At 29.5% G+C, this 16,792-nt stretch carries 14 protein-coding genes; 9 read left to right on the top strand and 5 right to left on the bottom strand.

Translation table 11 applies throughout. The features are described from left to right. Positions 1–26 precede the first annotated feature (26 nt). The 9 genes from B4H69_RS08135 to B4H69_RS08175 all read left to right on the top strand — a co-directional run bounded on the left by B4H69_RS08135 (position 27) and on the right by B4H69_RS08175 (position 11,524). Positions 27–398: a 3-hydroxyacyl-ACP dehydratase gene (locus B4H69_RS08135; RefSeq protein ID WP_038332261.1), complete on the top strand. Its 372-nt coding sequence runs from the start codon at positions 27–29 to the stop codon at positions 396–398. Continuing rightward, positions 398–880, top strand: a complete 483-nt coding sequence (locus tag B4H69_RS08140; RefSeq protein ID WP_180904809.1) for a hypothetical protein — start codon at positions 398–400, stop codon at positions 878–880. Before B4H69_RS08135 ends, B4H69_RS08140 begins: the two co-directional genes overlap by 1 nt. 3 nt (positions 881–883) lie before the next feature. Beyond that, on the top strand, positions 884–2,068 hold the full coding sequence (locus B4H69_RS08145) for a DUF2062 domain-containing protein (RefSeq protein WP_280045356.1): 1,185 nt from the start codon (positions 884–886) through the stop codon (positions 2,066–2,068). Next, complete coding sequence (locus B4H69_RS08150) at positions 2,061–4,490, top strand: MMPL family transporter (protein WP_180904807.1); 2,430 nt, start codon at positions 2,061–2,063, stop codon at positions 4,488–4,490. The genes B4H69_RS08145 and B4H69_RS08150 overlap by 8 nt, the downstream gene beginning before the upstream one ends. Positions 4,491–4,668: 178 nt before the next feature. Next, a complete protein-coding gene (locus B4H69_RS08155) occupies positions 4,669–5,718 on the top strand; it encodes a lysophospholipid acyltransferase family protein (protein ID WP_347881518.1) in 1,050 nt (349 codons plus the stop codon). After that, on the top strand, positions 5,693–7,264 hold the full coding sequence (locus tag B4H69_RS08160) for a phytoene desaturase family protein (protein ID WP_180904806.1): 1,572 nt from the start codon (positions 5,693–5,695) through the stop codon (positions 7,262–7,264). Before B4H69_RS08155 ends, B4H69_RS08160 begins: the two co-directional genes overlap by 26 nt. After that, a complete protein-coding gene (locus B4H69_RS08165; RefSeq protein WP_180904805.1) occupies positions 7,251–8,912 on the top strand; it encodes a C45 family autoproteolytic acyltransferase/hydolase in 1,662 nt (553 codons plus the stop codon). The genes B4H69_RS08160 and B4H69_RS08165 overlap by 14 nt, the downstream gene beginning before the upstream one ends. Beyond that, complete coding sequence (locus B4H69_RS08170) at positions 8,891–10,195, top strand: phenylacetate--CoA ligase family protein (RefSeq protein WP_280045359.1); 1,305 nt, start codon at positions 8,891–8,893, stop codon at positions 10,193–10,195. Before B4H69_RS08165 ends, B4H69_RS08170 begins: the two co-directional genes overlap by 22 nt. A gap of 42 nt (positions 10,196–10,237) precedes the next feature. Further along, entirely contained in the window at positions 10,238–11,524 is a 1,287-nt protein-coding gene (locus B4H69_RS08175) for an Ig-like domain-containing protein (RefSeq protein WP_291093447.1), read from the top strand. Between the two features lie 57 nt (positions 11,525–11,581). Here B4H69_RS08175 and B4H69_RS08180 read toward each other — a convergent pair whose 3' ends face one another. The 5 genes from B4H69_RS08180 to B4H69_RS08200 all read right to left on the bottom strand — a co-directional run bounded on the left by B4H69_RS08180 (position 11,582) and on the right by B4H69_RS08200 (position 16,691). Next, entirely contained in the window at positions 11,582–13,144 is a 1,563-nt protein-coding gene (locus B4H69_RS08180; protein ID WP_280045362.1) for a M20/M25/M40 family metallo-hydrolase, read from the bottom strand. Positions 13,145–13,272: 128 nt separating this feature from the next. Then, positions 13,273–14,304 (bottom strand): hypothetical protein, encoded by a 1,032-nt coding sequence (locus B4H69_RS08185; RefSeq protein WP_280045363.1) that lies wholly within the window; start codon positions 14,302–14,304, stop codon positions 13,273–13,275. Positions 14,305–14,546: 242 nt separating this feature from the next. Beyond that, a complete protein-coding gene (locus B4H69_RS08190) occupies positions 14,547–14,972 on the bottom strand; it encodes an Hsp20/alpha crystallin family protein (RefSeq protein WP_280045364.1) in 426 nt (141 codons plus the stop codon). Between the two features lie 205 nt (positions 14,973–15,177). Continuing rightward, positions 15,178–15,969, bottom strand: coding sequence for a S1/P1 nuclease (locus B4H69_RS08195; RefSeq protein WP_180904801.1), 792 nt, complete (start codon positions 15,967–15,969; stop codon positions 15,178–15,180). Between the two features lie 65 nt (positions 15,970–16,034). Further along, entirely contained in the window at positions 16,035–16,691 is a 657-nt protein-coding gene (locus tag B4H69_RS08200; protein WP_180904800.1) for a hypothetical protein, read from the bottom strand. Positions 16,692–16,792: the final 101 nt, after the last annotated feature.

Genomic DNA, 16,792 nt, shown 5'->3' on the forward strand with positions numbered 1-16,792 from the left:
ATATTTGTAATTCAAAACTATTACAAATGCTTATTCCTAATCTATATACCATTAAAAATACTGAAAAAATTGATGAAAATAATTTTAAAGTTCAAATTGAATTGAATCCAAATCATCAAGTTTTCGAAGGTCATTTTCCAAATAATCCAATTACACCTGGTGTTTGCATGATGCAGATTATAAAGGAAATAACAGAAGGTTTTGTTTCGAAAGATTTGTTTTTGTCTAAAGTTTCGAATGTGAAATTTATGGCGACAATAAATCCGTTTATCAATCCTATTTTGGATTTGAGTTTGAATGTTGTTTGTGAAAATAATGAAGTGAAAGTGAAAAATTCTTCATTTTTTGAAACGACAAATGCGTTGAAATTTAGTGCAATTTATAAAGTTTTGGATTAATGAAAACTCTATTATCTATCTTTTTATCGGTTTCATTTTTCTTTGGATTAACTTTATCCGAATTGAGAACAGATTTTGAAAACGCTTCGAAATCATCAAATAATGTATCTATTTTGTATAATAAATTAGATGATTATTCGGGTGATAATCAAACAATTATTGCATATAAAGGAGCCTCTAAAATTCTGAAAGCAAGGTATATAAAAGATAAAGAAACAAAGAAACAATATTTTACGGATGGAGCAACTTTGATCAATAATTCGATAAAAAAGGACTCGAAAGATGTTGAAAACCGTTTAATTCGATTGATTGTGCAAGAGAATATTCCAAAATTTATCAAGTACAATCAAAATATACAAGAAGATAAAACATTCATTGTCGAAAATTATAGTTCTGCACCAAAAGAAGTAAAAACTTTGGTGAAATCTTACGCTAAAAAATACAATACTTTTACAGCGCAGCAGCTGAAAAAACTAAATTAATCAATGGATTTTTCGATTATTCGACATAAAATAGACGAACAAAAAGTTTGTGTACTTATTCCGACTTACAACAATCATAAAACATTGAAACGTGTGATTGATGGAGTTTTGGAGTACACGAATCAAATTATTGTTATAAATGATGGATCGACGGATTCTACTTCCGAAATTTTAAAAGATTATCAGAATCAGTTTATTGTAGTTGAACTCTCTGAAAATAAAGGAAAAGGTAATGCACTACGTATTGGTTTTAAAACTGCGCGAGAAAAAGGCTACCATTATGCATTGACAATCGATTCGGATGGTCAACATTTTCCGCATGATATTCCAAATTTTATTACAGAATTAGAGCAAAAAAATAAGCCTGTTTTAATTATTGGAAGTCGTCAAATGGAGCAAGATGGCATTCCGAAGAAAAGTAGTTTTGGAAATAAGTTTTCTAATTTTTGGTTTTGGTTTGAGACAGGAATTAAGCTGAATGATACACAATCTGGTTATCGTTTGTATCCATTGAAATTTATTCCGAAAAAGTTTTGGACAAATAAATTCGAATTCGAAATTGAAATCATTGTACGAACAGCTTGGAAAGGAATTGAGGTAACGAATATTCCAATTGATATTTTGTACGATCCAAACGAACGTGTTTCACATTTTCGTCCATTTCAAGATTTTACGAGAATTAGTATTCTGAATACTTTTCTGGTTTTTTTGACGATTTTTTACATCAAACCACGTAATTTTTTCTTCAGTTTCAAAAAAAAAAATATTCGAACATTCATTAAAGAGGATATCTTAGGAAGTAATGATAGTAATAAAGTAAAAGCGCTTTCAATTGCTTTGGGGATTTTCCTTGGAATTGCACCATTTTGGGGCTTTCAAACTTTTTTATCCATTTTTTTAGCATCAATGTTTCGCCTAAATAAAGTCATCAGTTTCTTTTGTTCCAATATTAGTATTCCGCCAATGATTCCGATAATTATTTATCTTTCTTTGTTGACAGGTGGATTTATTTTGCAGGACAATTTTCATTTGGATTTGAGTTTGGTTTCTTTCGAAATTATTAAGAAAAATCTTCTTCGTTACATTGTAGGAAGCCTGGTTTTAGCAACTTTTTGTAGTATTGTTAGTGGAATTGTAAGTTATTTTTTATTAACTTATTTCAGTCAAAAGACAATTAAGAATGCATAAATTTTTCTATAACATATTTTTAAAAATCAGAGCGAATAAATGGTTGAGTGTATTATTTTTTATTCTCTTTTTAGTTGGTTGTGCTTTTTTTGCAAATCGACTAAAATTTGAAGAAGATATTACGCGAATCATTCCGAAAGATGAGAAAAATGATGCAATAGCAAAGGTTATTGCTCAATTAAAATTTACGGATAAAGTTGCGGTGATTATCGAAAAAGAAAAAGCTGGAACATTGGATGATATGACGGCTCAGGCAACTGATTTTTTAGATAGTATTCAACCGTTAAATAACTATTATAATGACATTCAAGGGCAGTATGATTTAGATAATTTTGCTTCGACTTTTGATTTTGTTCATCAAAATTTACCACTTTTTTTAGAGAAAGAAGATTATAAAACGTTAGAGCGAAAATTGTCTAAAGATTCGATAGCTTCTATTGTTGAAAGTAATTATAAAAGCTTGATTACCCCGACTGGAATTGTTTCGAAAGAGTTTATGTTGAAAGATCCGCTTGGATTGACTTTTGTTGCGTTAAATCGTTTAAAAGAAAAGAATTTGACGGATGATTTCGAGGTTTACAATGGATTTATTGTAACGAAAGATCATTCGAAATTATTTCTTTTTATCAATCCTAAATTTTCAGGAAGTGAAACAGAACATAATACCGAATTTGTCAATCGTTTAGAGGAAATTCAACAACATTTAAATCCTGAATATAGCGGGAAATCAACATTAAGTTATTTTGGTTCAAGCTTTATTGCAGTTGCGAATGCAAAGCAAATTAAACAAGATATTATTACAACTGTTTTGATTTCGATGATTACATTAATGGTGATTTTAATGGTTTTTTATCGAAAAATTTACATTCCAATAATTATTTTTATTCCTTCCGTTTTTGGTTTTTTCTTTGCTTTGGCACTTTTGTATTTTATTCAAGGTACAATTTCTGCAATTTCATTGAGTATTGGAGCAGTTTTATTAGGAATAACGATTGATTATTCGTTGCATATCATGACGCATTATAAGCACAATAGTGATTCAAAGACTTTATTTAAAGAGATTACAAAACCGCTTATCATGAGCTGTACAACTACAGCGATTGCATTTTTGTGTTTACTTTTTGTGAAATCGGATGTGTTGAAAGATTTAGGAATTTTTGCTGGAATAACAGTTATTGTTTCTGGTGTTTTTTCTTTATTGATTATTCCACATTTATATCATCCAAAACAAGATGCGATTGAAAATAATTCTTCAATAATCGAGAAGTTAGCGTTCTTTTCATTTCATAATAACAAGATATTGATTGGTGCTTGTGTTCTTTTGATTATTGTGAGTTGTTTTACGTTTAATAATGTCAATTTTGATAAAGATTTATCTAAATTGAATTACGTTCCAACCGACCAAAAAATAGCCGAACAAAAGTTAGAGACTTCGTCTAATTCTATCTCAAAATCATTGTATGTTGTAAATTATGGAAATAATGTCGAAGATGTTTTAAATCAAAATATAGCGTTAACAAATAAGTTGCAAAAAGCAGAAGGTAAGGATGAGATTTTAAGTTATAATTCCATTCAATCGTTAGTTTTGCCAACTTCTGTTCAACAAGAAAAAATAAAAGACTGGGAAAATTTCTGGAATTCAGAGAAAGTGAATTTTGTGAAGAATGAATTTATCAAGGATGGAAAAAAATATGGTTTCAAAGAAGAAATTTATAATCAATTTTTCTCAATTTTTGATAAAGCATATCAACCTTTAAAATTAGAAGATTATCGCGCGTTTAATCCATCGCTTTTTGAAGAATTTGTTTCGCAAAAAAATGGTTTTTATACGATTTCTACTTTAGTCAAATTAAAGGAAGAAAGCCGAGAAAATTTCATCAAACAATATCATAATAAAGAAACAATTGTAATTGATCGTAAACAGTTAAACGAAAACTTTTTAGGAAACCTAGTAACAGATTTTAATAATCTTGTCAACTATTCGTTTATTGCTGTTTTATTAATATTGTGGTATTTTTTCCGACGTATCGAATTGGTGATTATTAGTGCGATTCCTATCGCATTATCAGGTTTGGTTACAGCTGGATTGATGGGACTTTTTGATATTAAACTTAATATTTTTAGTAGTATTGTTTGTACGTTGGTTTTTGGTCATGGTGTCGATTTTAGTATTTTTATGACGAGTGCTTTACAAAAAGAATATACGACTGGAAAAGATGAAATGCCTACTTATCGAACTTCGATTTTGTTAGCAGTTATCACGACAATTTTAGCAATTGGAGCGTTAATTTTTGCTAAATCCAGCTTTAAAATCAATCGCATCAGTTTCTTTGGTTGGAGTTGTAGCAGCACTAGTGATTACATTTATTTTCTACCCAATTTTATTTCGATTTTTTATTTCGAATCGACCAAAACAAGGTAAAAGTCCAATGACGTTGTGGTTGGCAATACAAAGTGGAATTTTCTTTATTTATTTTGGATTATTTGGTACAATAACGTCTTTGATCCTTCGATTTTTGATGCTTATTTTACCAATCACGAAAGAAAAAAAATATAAACTTTTTGGTTGGGGAATGTCAACTTTTATGAAATCTGTGTTGATGTTAAAACCAACGGTTGTCAAGAAAATTATTAATCCAAATCAAGAAGATTTTAAGAAACAGTCAATCATAATTGCGAATCACACTTCGTTCTTGGATACGTTGGCGATTGGAATGTGTACGCCTAAAATTGTTTTTTTGGTAAATGATTGGGTTTATAAATCGCCGATTTTTGGTGAAGCTGTGAAAATGGCTGGTTTTTATCCCGTTTCAAATGGTGTTGAAAATAATATTGAAGAGATTAAAACTCGAATTGGGAATGAGTTTTCGTTGATGATTTTTCCTGAAGGAACGCGTTCTCGAACAAATAATATCAATCGTTTTCACAAAGGTGCATTTTATTTGGCGGAGAAATTGCAACTTGATATTTTACCAATTTATATTCATGGGAATTCTGAGATTATTCCGAAAGGAGAATTTTTAATTTTTGATGGACATATTTATTCAATAATTGGTAAAAGAATTGCTTGGAATGATGAAAATTATGGATCAAATTATTCGGAGCGAACGAAAAAAATCAGTAAAGAATTTAAAGTTAATTTTCAAGAAATTCGAAATCAACATGAAGATGAAAATTATTGGAAACAGAAATTATTTTTAAGTTTTTTGTACAAAGAATCTGAAATAATTCAAGTTGTAAAAAAGGATTTTAGTTTGAATAAATCTGTTTATCATCAACTGAATAATACATTTACGAAAGATGAAAAAATAGTTCATTTTTCGAATGATTTTGGACAAATTGATTTTCTATTATTGATGCAACAAGCCAACCGAAAAATAATAACGTTTGTAAAAGAGGAAGAAAAGCGAGAGGTTGCTGCAACAAATTATATTACAAAAATCCGTTCGTTAGAATATCGTTCTAATTTTAACGTTATAGATGAATATACGACGCTTTTAATTTCAACTGATATTGAGAATATTTATCAAGAAACAATAAATCAATTTGAGAAAATTGTTGTTTTAAAGAATAGAAATATTGACGAATCACTTTTTACAAGTTTTGTCCAACAAACAGAAACAAATGAATACACAGTTTACACAAAATAATTTTGAACCTCATTACGATGTAGTAGTGATTGGTAGTGGTTTGGGTGGACTTGTTTCTGCGCTTATTTTGGCAAAAGAAGGGAAGAAAGTTGTGGTATTGGAAAAGAATAATCAGTTTGGAGGAAATTTGCAAACTTTTGTTCGAAATAAAACAATTTTTGATACTGGCGTTCATTATATTGGAGGTTTAGATAAAGGAGAAAACTTGTATAACTATTTCAGTTATTTGAATATATCCGACAAATTGAAACTACGTCAGTTGGATAAAAATGGTTTTGATATGATTTCGTTTGATGATGATTCTCAGGAATATCCAATAGCGCAAACGTATCAGAATTTTGTTGATCAATTAGCTCATCTTTTTCCTAAAGAACAAGAAAATTTAATCCAATATAGTAATAAATTAGAAGAAATATGTTCTGCTTTTCCAATGTATAATTTGAATATCGGAACTTTTGCTGATGAAGAAGATTTTTTGTCGATTAATGCGAAAGAATACATTGATTCTGTTTTTACAGATGAGCGTTTGAAAGCAGTTCTGGTGGGGAATAATTTTCTTTATGTAGGACAAGCAGAGAAAACGCCTTTGTACATACATGCGCTTTCGGTTAACTCTTATATACATTCGGCTTGGCGATGTGTAAATGGAGGAAGTCAAATTGCGAAACTTTTGATCAAAGAATTAAAGAAATATGGCGGTGAAATTTATAAATACCAAGAAATAAGATCATTTGTTCAGAACGAAAATGAAGAAGTAATTGGTTGTGAAACAACAAAAGGAAAAAGTTTCTTTGGTGATTTATTCATTTCGAATATTGACATTAAAAAAACAATAGACATGTTAGGCGAGCGTAAGTTTGGTAAACCATTTTCTCGACGTGTCAAAAGCTTGGAAGTAACGCCATCTGCATTTACTATTTATATTGTTTTTAAGCCTAAAAGTTTTTCCTATATCAATCATAATATTTATCATTTTAACTCAATAAATGATGTATGGGATAGCTACGAAAAACCTACAAACGATTGGCCAAATACATACATTGCAACATTTAGTATGGATCAAAAAGATGAAGAATATTCGGAAAGTATGACGGTTATGACATATATGACGTTTGATGAAGTACAAAAATGGGAAGAATCGTATAATGTTGAGACTAACGATAATTATGGGAAAAGAGGAGAAGAATATGAAGAATTTAAACGTCAGAAAACTGAATTAATCATTCGTAAATTAGAGAAAAAATTTCCTGATATTAGAGAAAAAATTTCTTCAATTCATACTTCTACGCCTTTATCTTATCGCGATTTTATTGGTTCTGAAAAAGGAAATATGTATGGGTATTTGAAAGATAGTAATCATCCGATGAAAACATTTATTTCACCAAGATCTAAAGTGAAAAATGTGTTTTTTACTGGCCAAAATGTCCGTGTTCATGGAGTTTTGGGTGTAACGGTTGGTGCATTTGTAACCTGTTGTGAAATCCTTGGCGCTGACTATCTAATGAACAAAGTTCATCGTGAAATAAAACTAAATGCGAATGAATAAAACCATTTACTTTTTTACGCTTATTTTTTTTACGCTTATATCTTGTGGTGTTAGAAAAAGTTTAGAAAATCGTCCTGATTTGTCTACTTTTCAATCAAAACAATACAGTAGAAATGAAATCAATGATTCACTTTTTTATATTGAAAATAATTTTTTAAAGAAAAATAAAACGCAGAATTGGGAACTTTTTGTTTCCGGAGATCCGTTAGAAATTGGTCAAAAAACAGGCGTTTTAACGAAAGAATTATATGCTTTTCAAGAGCAATCTTTTATGAATTTGATAACTGATTTTATTCCTTCTGAAAAACGCAGAAAATTTCTTTTTAAAGTACTCAAATATTATAATCGAGATTTACATAAATATGTCAACAATGAATATAAAGCACAAATTTATGGACTTTCTGAGTCTGCAAATAGCCGCTACGATTCGTTAATAGACAAATATAATCGTAATCTTTTTTTACATGGGGCGCACGATATAGGACATGCTATGCATGATTTGATGTTGGTTGGTTGTTCATCTTTGGCTGTTTGGGATAATAAATCTGAAGATGGAGGCTTGTTGATTGGTCGCAATTTTGATTTTTATGCAAATGATGATTTTGCGAAGAATAAAATAGTTTCGTTTGTCAAGCCAAATTCTGGTTATCCCTATATGTCGGTGACTTGGGGCGGAATGATTGGTGTTTCGTCTGGAATGAATTTGGAAGGGCTTACAGTAACGATAAATGCTGGAAAATCTTCTATTCCACTTAAAGCAAAAACGCCCATTTCTCTCGTTGCTTTAGAGGTTTTACAATATGCCTCAACGATTGATGAAGCGGTTGAAATAGCAAAAACTAAAAAGGTTTTCGTCTCTGAGAGTATGATGATTGGTAGTGCAAAAGATCATCGTGTTGTGTTGATAGAAATTTCTCCTAAAAAGTTTGGTGTTTATGAAGTTCAGAATCAACCTTATTTAGCTTGTACGAATCATTTTCAGAGTGATGTTTATTTGGATGATAAGCGAAATAATACGCAGAAAGAGGAAAGTCATTCGGTTTATCGTTTTGAAAAAATTGAAGAGCATCTTTCGAATGAAAATAAACTGAATCCAACTAAAATGGTTGATTTATTACGAGATACAAATGGTTTGAAAAACACCAAATTAGGTTACGGAAATGAAAAGGCTTTGAATCAATTATTAGCGCATCACGCAGTTGTTTTTCAACCAGATAAACGATTGGTTTGGGTTTCATCAAATCCATATCAATTAGGCGAATTTACAGCTTATGATTTGAATAAAATTTTTAATGATTCTATTTTAAATTATACGTTAAATGTAGATAGTTTGAGAATTGAAAAAGATATGTTTGTATTATCTGATGATTATTCTAATTATGAAAAATACCGTGAGCAAACGCATGAAATCAACAAGTTGATAAAAGAAAATAAGAAGATTGAGGAAACTTTTTTAACAAGTTATATTCAGAATAATCCTGATTTTTGGTTGGTTTATGACAAAGTTGGCGATTATTATTTTCAGCAGAAAGATTATCAACAAGCGAGTTTTTATTATAAATTAGCATTGACAAAGGAGGTGACTACAGTTCCTGATCGAAATAAAATTCAGAAAAAATTATCCAAATGTTCTCGAAAAACGCGTTAACATCCATAGAACTTCAATCTATAGAAGAGATTAAAGAATTTCAAAATCAGAAACTTCAAGAACAGATTAAATATCTTGCGACGCATTCCAAATTTTATCAAGATTTATTCAAAAAATATCAAATTGATTGGCAATCTATTCAAACAACAGAAGATTTAAAATTAATTCCTGTTACAACAAAGAATGATTTACATCAATATAATTTTGATTTTTTATGTGTTCCGTCAACTGAAATCATTGATTATTCCACAACTTCTGGAACGTTAGGTGATCCTGTAACCTTTGGTTTAACGGATAAGGATTTGGATCGTTTAGCAACAAATGAAATGAATTCTTTTCAACGAATTGGTGTTCAAAAAGGTGATGTTGTACAGTTGATGACAACGATTGATCGTCGTTTTATGGCTGGTTTGGCGTATTTTCTTGGTTTGAGAAAAATAGGCGCAGGCGTTATTCGAGTTGGCGCTGGTGTTCCGCAATTGCAATGGGATTCTATTCTAAAATATCAACCTAAATTTTTGGTTGCTGTTCCATCTTTTTTATTGAAAATGTTAGATTATGCAGAGAAAAATAATATTGATTATCAAAATTCATCTGTAAAATCGGTTTTGTGTATTGGTGAATCGTTGCGTGATAAAGATTTGAATTCGTCTTTGTTGACGCAAAAAATAAATTCGAAATGGAATATTAAACTTTTTTCGACTTATGCTTCAACCGAGATGGGAACCGCGTTTACAGAATGTGATGAATCGGTAGGAGGACATCATCAGCCAGATTTGATTATCACAGAAATTTTAGATGAGAATAATGAAGTTGTACAAGATGGTGAATTAGGCGAATTGACAATTACAACTTTAGGAATAGAAGGAATGCCTTTGTTGCGTTTCAAAACAGGTGATTTGTTAAGAAAACATTCCGATAAATGTAAATGCGGGAGTAATTCGTATCGATTAGGACCAGTTGAAGGTAGAAAACAACATATGATAAAGTACAAAGGGACAACTTTGTATCCACCTGCTTTACATGATATTTTGAATCATTTTGATGAAATTAAATTACATTTAATCGAAATTTATTCAAACGAATTCGGAACTGATGAAATTTTAATTCGATTAGTTTCGTCAGATGAAACCGATGATTTTTTAGCGAAAATAAAAGATTATTTCAGAGCAAAACTACGTGTAACGCCTTCAATTAAATTTGAAACTTTCGAAGAATTACAATCAATTGTTTTCAAACCAGAAAGTAGAAAACCAATTACGTTTGTTGATTATAGAGAATAATTATTTTAAAATATTTCTCTTCCATAATAATTAAAACACTACATGAATAAATTACTAAAAATAACTTTGTTGATTGTTTTATCGATAAAGATAAATGCTCAACAAATTATTACAACTGATATTGATAATTTTTGGAAAGCTTATGATAGTATCAATAAAATGAGTGATGATAAAGTTTCAACGTTTAAAAAAATGTATTTAGATGATGGAACAATAGGATTGAAGGATTTTGCGAAACACAAAGAATTCAATGAAACTAATTATGTAACAGCTTTTGCGAAATATCCAGAATTTTGGAAAAGTATTCGAAAAAATACACTTGTTTCAAGTAAACAAATTCAAAAAACGGAGAAAGCTCTAAAAGAATTTAGAAAGCTTTATCCTAACCAATCGAAAGGAAATATTTATTATACAATTGGAGCTTTACGTTCTGGAGGAATGCCAAATGGAGCGGATTTAATTGTAGGCTTAGAGAAAGTAGTTGGAGATAAGACAACTAATACATCTGAATTTGAGAATAAGACTTTACAGAATATGTTCCAGTTTTCTAATCCTTCGTTATTAGGTTTTGTAAGTGTACACGAGTTTATCCATACTTTTCAGAAAGGTAGTGAAGTAAATGTGCTTGCGAAAGCTATAAAAGAAGGTTCGGCAGATTTTATAGCAGAATTAGCTCTTAAAGAAAAGTATAATTCACATTATTTAGATTATGGTTTTAAGAATTATGATTTAGTAAGAAATCAATTCAAAAATCAACTATTCAGTCAAAATTTTCAAAATTGGTTTTATAATAGCGAAACAAACGAACATCCTGATTTGGGATATTTTGTAGGTTATGCAATTTCTAAGAATTATTATGCGAATTCGAAGAATAAGAAGCAGGCGATAAAAGACTTGATTGAACTGAATTATGAAGATGAAAAAGCTGTATTTGAAGTATTAAATCAATCAAAATATTATTCAGAAGAATTGAATATAGAAGAATTGAAATTAAACTATGAAAAGAATCAACCTCGTGTAGTAAAAATTATTGAGTTTGAAAATGGAGCGCAAAATGTTGATACAACATTAAAGCAAATACAAATTGTTTTCTCAAAGCCTTTGAATGATAAAGTTTCAATCAATTTTTCTAAAAATGGTAAGGACCATTTTCCATTAAATAAAATTGTTGGATTAAATGCTGATAAGACAATTTTAATATTAGAAATGGCGAATTTACAAGCAAATACTTTGTATGATTTTTATGTCACTAATCGTTCGACTAGATCATTAGATGGTTATCCTTTTATAGAAGAAGAATATAAAATTGAGTTTAAAACAAAAGAATAAATTTAGAATAAAATCAAAAAAGTCCACTGAAAAGTGGACTTTTTATTTGAAAATATCTTATTTTAAATAAGTATCAGAATTTCTTGCAGGGCTTTTAACCTCTGGCCATTCTTGTTGTTTTCCATCTCTACCAGTAGGTAAAACTCGGCGCTCACGACTTACTAAATCCTTTTCTTGATCTGCCATCATCGTTAAAGTTGCACTCAAAATTGCATTTGTTTGTACTTCTTCAAAAACGATTTTATCATACGTATCTTTGTTTGTGTGCCAAGTATACGTACCGTAACCCCAATTTAACGAACTAAGTCCGAAAGCTGGCGCTCCTGCAGCGATAAAAGATGCATGATCCGATCCACCACCACTTGGCATTCCAGGGAAATCTGTCTTGATTTCTTTTGTAATAAAATTAGGAACAGCTTGTAACCAACGCGTCATGTATTCATATGATTTTTCGAAACCAGATCCATTGATATTTACTACACGCCCTGTTCCGTTATCTTGGTTAAATACAGCTTGAGTGTTTTTAATAATTTCTGGATGATCTTCTACAAATGCACGAGAACCATTCAATCCTTGCTCTTCACTTCCCCATAAACAAATCAAAATTGTACGTTTGTTATTTGGATATAATTTTTTGATGGTACGAATCGTTTCCATCATTGTAATAGTTCCAGTTCCATTGTCTGTCGCACCCTGCGCACCATCCCAAGAATCAAAGTGAGCAGAAAGAATAATGTATTCGTTTGGTTTTTCTTTTCCTTTAATTTCTCCAATAATATTGAATGTTTTCGCAACTCCATTGTGTTTAGATTGAGCATTAACAGTCAATTTTGGAGCAGTTCCATTTTCAGCTAAACGATATAACATTCCGTAATCTTCATTCGAAATATCTAACATTGGAATAGTTTTCGTTTTTGCACCAAAAATTCTATTTGCACCCATAATTCCAGTCCAATAAGAAATTGCAACTGCAGCAGCTCCATTTTTCTCAAAAACTTCTGGAAGTGTATTGTTGTTGTAACCTGTCACTTTGATAGAATTTGCCCAAGCTTCAGCTTCAGCTTTTCTTGTATCAGTAACTTTTTTATACAAATCCTCTAAACCAAAATCTTTGTATTGATAATCAGAACGTCCATATGATTGGTTTTGTGACATCAAAACAACTTTCCCTTTTACAGAAGGTAACCACGCATCAAACTCGGCTTTTGTTTTGAAAACTGGCATCGCAACAACATCTGCATTCACAGCTTTTTTAGTTGCTGGTGACCATGCTAATTGAGTAGCTTCGATAGATTTTGCTCTTGGATACGTCATATCAACATGCGTTATTCCGCGCTCCCATGCTTTCCATGTCCCATAATCTTCACGGCGTGCATCAATTCCCCAAGATTTCAAAGTTTTAATTGCCCATTCTCCTGCTTGATCCATTTGCGGAGTTCCTACTAAACGAGGTCCGATTCCGTCTAATAATTCGTGCGAAATTTTTTTCAACTGCGAATTATTTTGAATTTCGGTTACAAAACTTTGTACAGTTGGATCTAATTTTTCTTGCGCTTGCGCATGTACCGCAATAGACGATAATACGATTGTAGAGTAGGTTAATGTGTTAATCAATTTCATAATTAAAGTAATTTCGTGTGATAAATTTTACAAATTAGGTCTAAAATAGAATATTTTGTGAAATAAAAAAAGACATCCGTAGATGTCTTTCATGTATTTGTGTTTTTTTGAAAATATAATATTGTTTTTTAATTATCTTTCATCTTAATGAATCGATTATTTTGCAGCACAAATATTTTATCAGGGTTATACGCATGACTCTTTTTTGATTCTTCATTTAATGGAAAAACCGTAATTGCTAAAACAGGAAAATCATTGAAACTAAATATTTGTAAATTAATATTTTTATATAAATATTTGTCCTGAGAAAAATTTGCGTCAAGTAAATTGTAATAATTAATTAATTCGATATCGCTCATAATACTTTCGGTTAAATTTTCTGGATGATAACCAACAAATAATAAACCTCCCTGACCATGCAGCATTGCATAAATATTTTTTTCAATTTCTTTCGGACAATTTTTTTCTAAAAACTGAACATAATCAAAATCTTGATAATGAAAAAGATGGTCGTAAAGACAATCTAAAATAAATTCGCGGTTCGAAATATTATTTATAAAAAATTGTCTTGTTGGGTTATTCCACAAAAAAGGTGTGTCTAAAATTTCAAAATGATCAGCCTTAATATCAAAACTTGAGAATAGATTTTTATTTAATTTTATTGCATCTATTTGTTCTTCAAAACCTATTTTTTTTAGTAATTTATATTCGTTTATTAAATTGTTAAGTTGTTCAGAATAATTGATCTGTTCAGAATTTCGTAAAGAATAAATTTCATATTCGTTATCTTTTTTTAAAGTATCGAAATCTTCATTTAAAACAAAAGACAAACTAATTCCGTAAGGAAAAATAGTTTCATTTGGAGTGATAAAAATAGCTTCTTGATTAACTAGTTTTAAACGTTTATAATTATTTTCGTTAGGAAAATTGATTTCAGTATTTATTCGATCAATTGCTTTTGGTTGAATGAAATTACTTTCAATTTGTAGCAAACCTTCATTTGAAATAATCTCGATGTAATTTTCAAGAAAACTAAAAGCATTCAACCTGTTTTTTAATCCATTATCCGAATTAAATTCAGTTATTTGAAATTCTTTTGAGCTTGTGCAAAAACGTGTTTTTACAACGTAAGTTATTGTAGATAAAATGTTTTTGTGCATAGTTGAATTTTAGTCTTTTGTAAATGTAAAAGATTAGTTTTTAATAATTTTCACTAAAAAGCACTTTTTTCTAAAAATTATTAAGTGTTTTTGTTAAGAACTTTTTCATTCCGTTTTCGATAAAATAGTTACTTTTTTGAACATTGTTTTTGAGGAAATGATAAAATTATAAATTTGATTTAAACAAAAATCCTCAACTCCGAAGAATTGAGGATTTAATAACCAACTAAAATTAACTATATCTATGAAATTTGTATGCTACGTTTTTCTTTTGGTAAAGCTTCTTCTTTTTTAGGTAAAACTAATTGTAAAATTCCGTTTACATAAGAAGCTTCTATTTTGTCTTCGTTTATGGTTTCTGGCAATGTAAATGCTCTTTTGAAACTTGAAAAATTAAATTCTCTTCTCGAAAATTTTTCATCTTTTACTTCTTCATTTTGTTTAAATTCTGATGAAATTTTCAAAATATTTTCATCAATTTCAATTGAGAAGTCTTCTTTGTTTAAACCTGGTGCAGCTAATAAAATCTCGAAACTATCTTCATTTTCTTTGATATTTACTGCAGGAAATTGATTTTGAGAATTTACAAAAGTTTCAAATTTTGGACGCATTGCGTTTTCAAATCCAAAAGGAAAATAATTTGCTCTGTTTTTTCTAACTGTATTCATGTCTTGTATGTTTAAATTTTTGATTTCATTGTTCATGTTTACTTCTTTTCAAATTACATGCAAAATGATTTTATCGGACAAAATGACTTGTTTTGTAAGGTTGGTTATGTCAAAAAGTCCGAACATTAAATTTAACGCATAAAAAATCCTGAAAAATTGACTTTTCAGGATTTGAATTTATTTTAGAATGATCTAAAAATCTATTTTATTTGAATACATCGTCTAAAACTTTTGCTAAACGAATTCCTCCTTTTAACAATTGATCTTCGATGATAAATTTATTATCAAAATGGTAACGGTAACCTAATTTATCGTCCATTTTTACTCCTGCATAGATATTGTTTGCAAGAATGTACGAACCATAAATCCAATCAGCATAAGTACCTTCTTTCATTGCTTTTTGACGTTCTTTTGACGCAATATCCAATAAATTAGAATATTCTGTGTAAGAATAGTTTTCGTAATCTACCAATTTAGAATCCCAAACGGTGTGGATATTTACTTTATCACGGAACCATTCAACTTTGATACGATTTCCTCCCAAATCATCTGGGCGACCAACGTGAAGTGGTTGATGTGCATCACCAAGAATGTGAATCAAGAAATATAAATCGTGTTGTTTTTGCTCGATTGTAAGGTTTTTATTGTTTTTTAATTCATTCATTAAAAACAAACCTTTTTTGTACATGTTTTCATTTGAAGTTTGCTCTAAAGCAGCATCAAATTGTTGACGATTTAAATCTCCAGGAATGTTAACATAGTGATAAGAATCTGCATGTTTCCAAGAATCATCAGACTTGATAAAATCTGGCCAGTTTGCCCAATAAGCTAACTTTTGTGGACCAATAATTTTTGTAATTTCTTTACGAGTTTTCTTGCTAATGTGTTGTTCTGCAATTTGAGAAACCACTCGGTGACCTGTTAATCCCCAAGCTAAAGCACTTTCTGAAGCCAAAAATGCACCTAAAAGCATTGCGCTTCCTATAATTTTTTTCATTGTGTGAGCTCGATTTTTGACAAAGGTAAGGAAAGTTAATTATTGATGAATTATGATTAATGCTATTAAAACAATGTTTGATTATATATTAATGGGAATAATTCTAAATCAAAAGGACTATTAGTATTTGTACAAAATATAAGAGGTAAATCTTCGTAAGTAATCAAGCACCAACTTAAATCATCAGGAAAAAGAAAGTAATTAGAATCGAAATCTGAATTTTTTTGAAAATCAAGATATTCTGAAATTAAAACATTACTATTCCTTTGCTTATAATTTTCTTCCCAATAAAATTCCTCGATATTGCTGATATATAAATGTAAGGTTTGAGAATTTATAATTTTATTTAATCCTTTATCTATACAATCAATTGTTTGATTCTCTAGAAATTCAATTGCCGGATTATCTTTAAAATTATCTAAAATATTTATATTTTTTTCAAGTTTAAGTTTTTGAGAAAGTTCATCAAGATTTATTTCTCTGTAAAGATTACTTTTTTGAGGATTAAGAAATAATCCAAATTCTCTTTCAATCTTTATTCTTTGGTTGATTTCTTCTATGGTTAAGTTATTTGATGGATATTTTTCGAAAGGAAAATCATCTATAATTCCAATTTTCCAATGAATCATATAATATTTTTTAAATAAATCTGGAATAATATCAGTTAACGTTTCTATATTTTCGTTGCTTTTATAATCTTTTATCCAAGAGAATTGATCCATAATTAGCTTTAATTATTCTCTAAATTTAATAAAAATCGTCTTTAAAAGTTCTTTTTTTGGAGATTTAGAAATTTTCTAAAAAAAACTTTAAAAAAATATTA

Origin of the sequence: Empedobacter sp. UBA6745, assembly GCF_002453775.1 — a bacterium.
Taxonomy (GTDB): domain Bacteria; phylum Bacteroidota; class Bacteroidia; order Flavobacteriales; family Weeksellaceae; genus Empedobacter; species Empedobacter falsenii_C.

Excerpts from the sequence above, each read along its gene's own strand:
- B4H69_RS08135 (WP_038332261.1), top strand. The coding sequence starts at position 27 with ATGCTTATTCCTAATCTATATACCATTAAAAATACTGAAAAAATTGAT.
- B4H69_RS08140 (WP_180904809.1), top strand. The coding sequence starts at position 398 with ATGAAAACTCTATTATCTATCTTTTTATCGGTTTCATTTTTCTTTGGA.
- B4H69_RS08145 (WP_280045356.1), top strand. The coding sequence starts at position 884 with ATGGATTTTTCGATTATTCGACATAAAATAGACGAACAAAAAGTTTGT.
- B4H69_RS08150 (WP_180904807.1), top strand. The coding sequence starts at position 2,061 with ATGCATAAATTTTTCTATAACATATTTTTAAAAATCAGAGCGAATAAA.
- B4H69_RS08155 (WP_347881518.1), top strand. The coding sequence starts at position 4,669 with ATGTTAAAACCAACGGTTGTCAAGAAAATTATTAATCCAAATCAAGAA.
- B4H69_RS08160 (WP_180904806.1), top strand. The coding sequence starts at position 5,693 with ATGAATACACAGTTTACACAAAATAATTTTGAACCTCATTACGATGTA.
- B4H69_RS08165 (WP_180904805.1), top strand. The coding sequence starts at position 7,251 with ATGCGAATGAATAAAACCATTTACTTTTTTACGCTTATTTTTTTTACG.
- B4H69_RS08170 (WP_280045359.1), top strand. The coding sequence starts at position 8,891 with ATGTTCTCGAAAAACGCGTTAACATCCATAGAACTTCAATCTATAGAA.
- B4H69_RS08175 (WP_291093447.1), top strand. The coding sequence starts at position 10,238 with ATGAATAAATTACTAAAAATAACTTTGTTGATTGTTTTATCGATAAAG.
- B4H69_RS08180 (WP_280045362.1), bottom strand. The coding sequence starts at position 13,144 with ATGAAATTGATTAACACATTAACCTACTCTACAATCGTATTATCGTCT.
- B4H69_RS08185 (WP_280045363.1), bottom strand. The coding sequence starts at position 14,304 with ATGCACAAAAACATTTTATCTACAATAACTTACGTTGTAAAAACACGT.
- B4H69_RS08190 (WP_280045364.1), bottom strand. The coding sequence starts at position 14,972 with ATGAATACAGTTAGAAAAAACAGAGCAAATTATTTTCCTTTTGGATTT.
- B4H69_RS08195 (WP_180904801.1), bottom strand. The coding sequence starts at position 15,969 with ATGAAAAAAATTATAGGAAGCGCAATGCTTTTAGGTGCATTTTTGGCT.
- B4H69_RS08200 (WP_180904800.1), bottom strand. The coding sequence starts at position 16,691 with ATGGATCAATTCTCTTGGATAAAAGATTATAAAAGCAACGAAAATATA.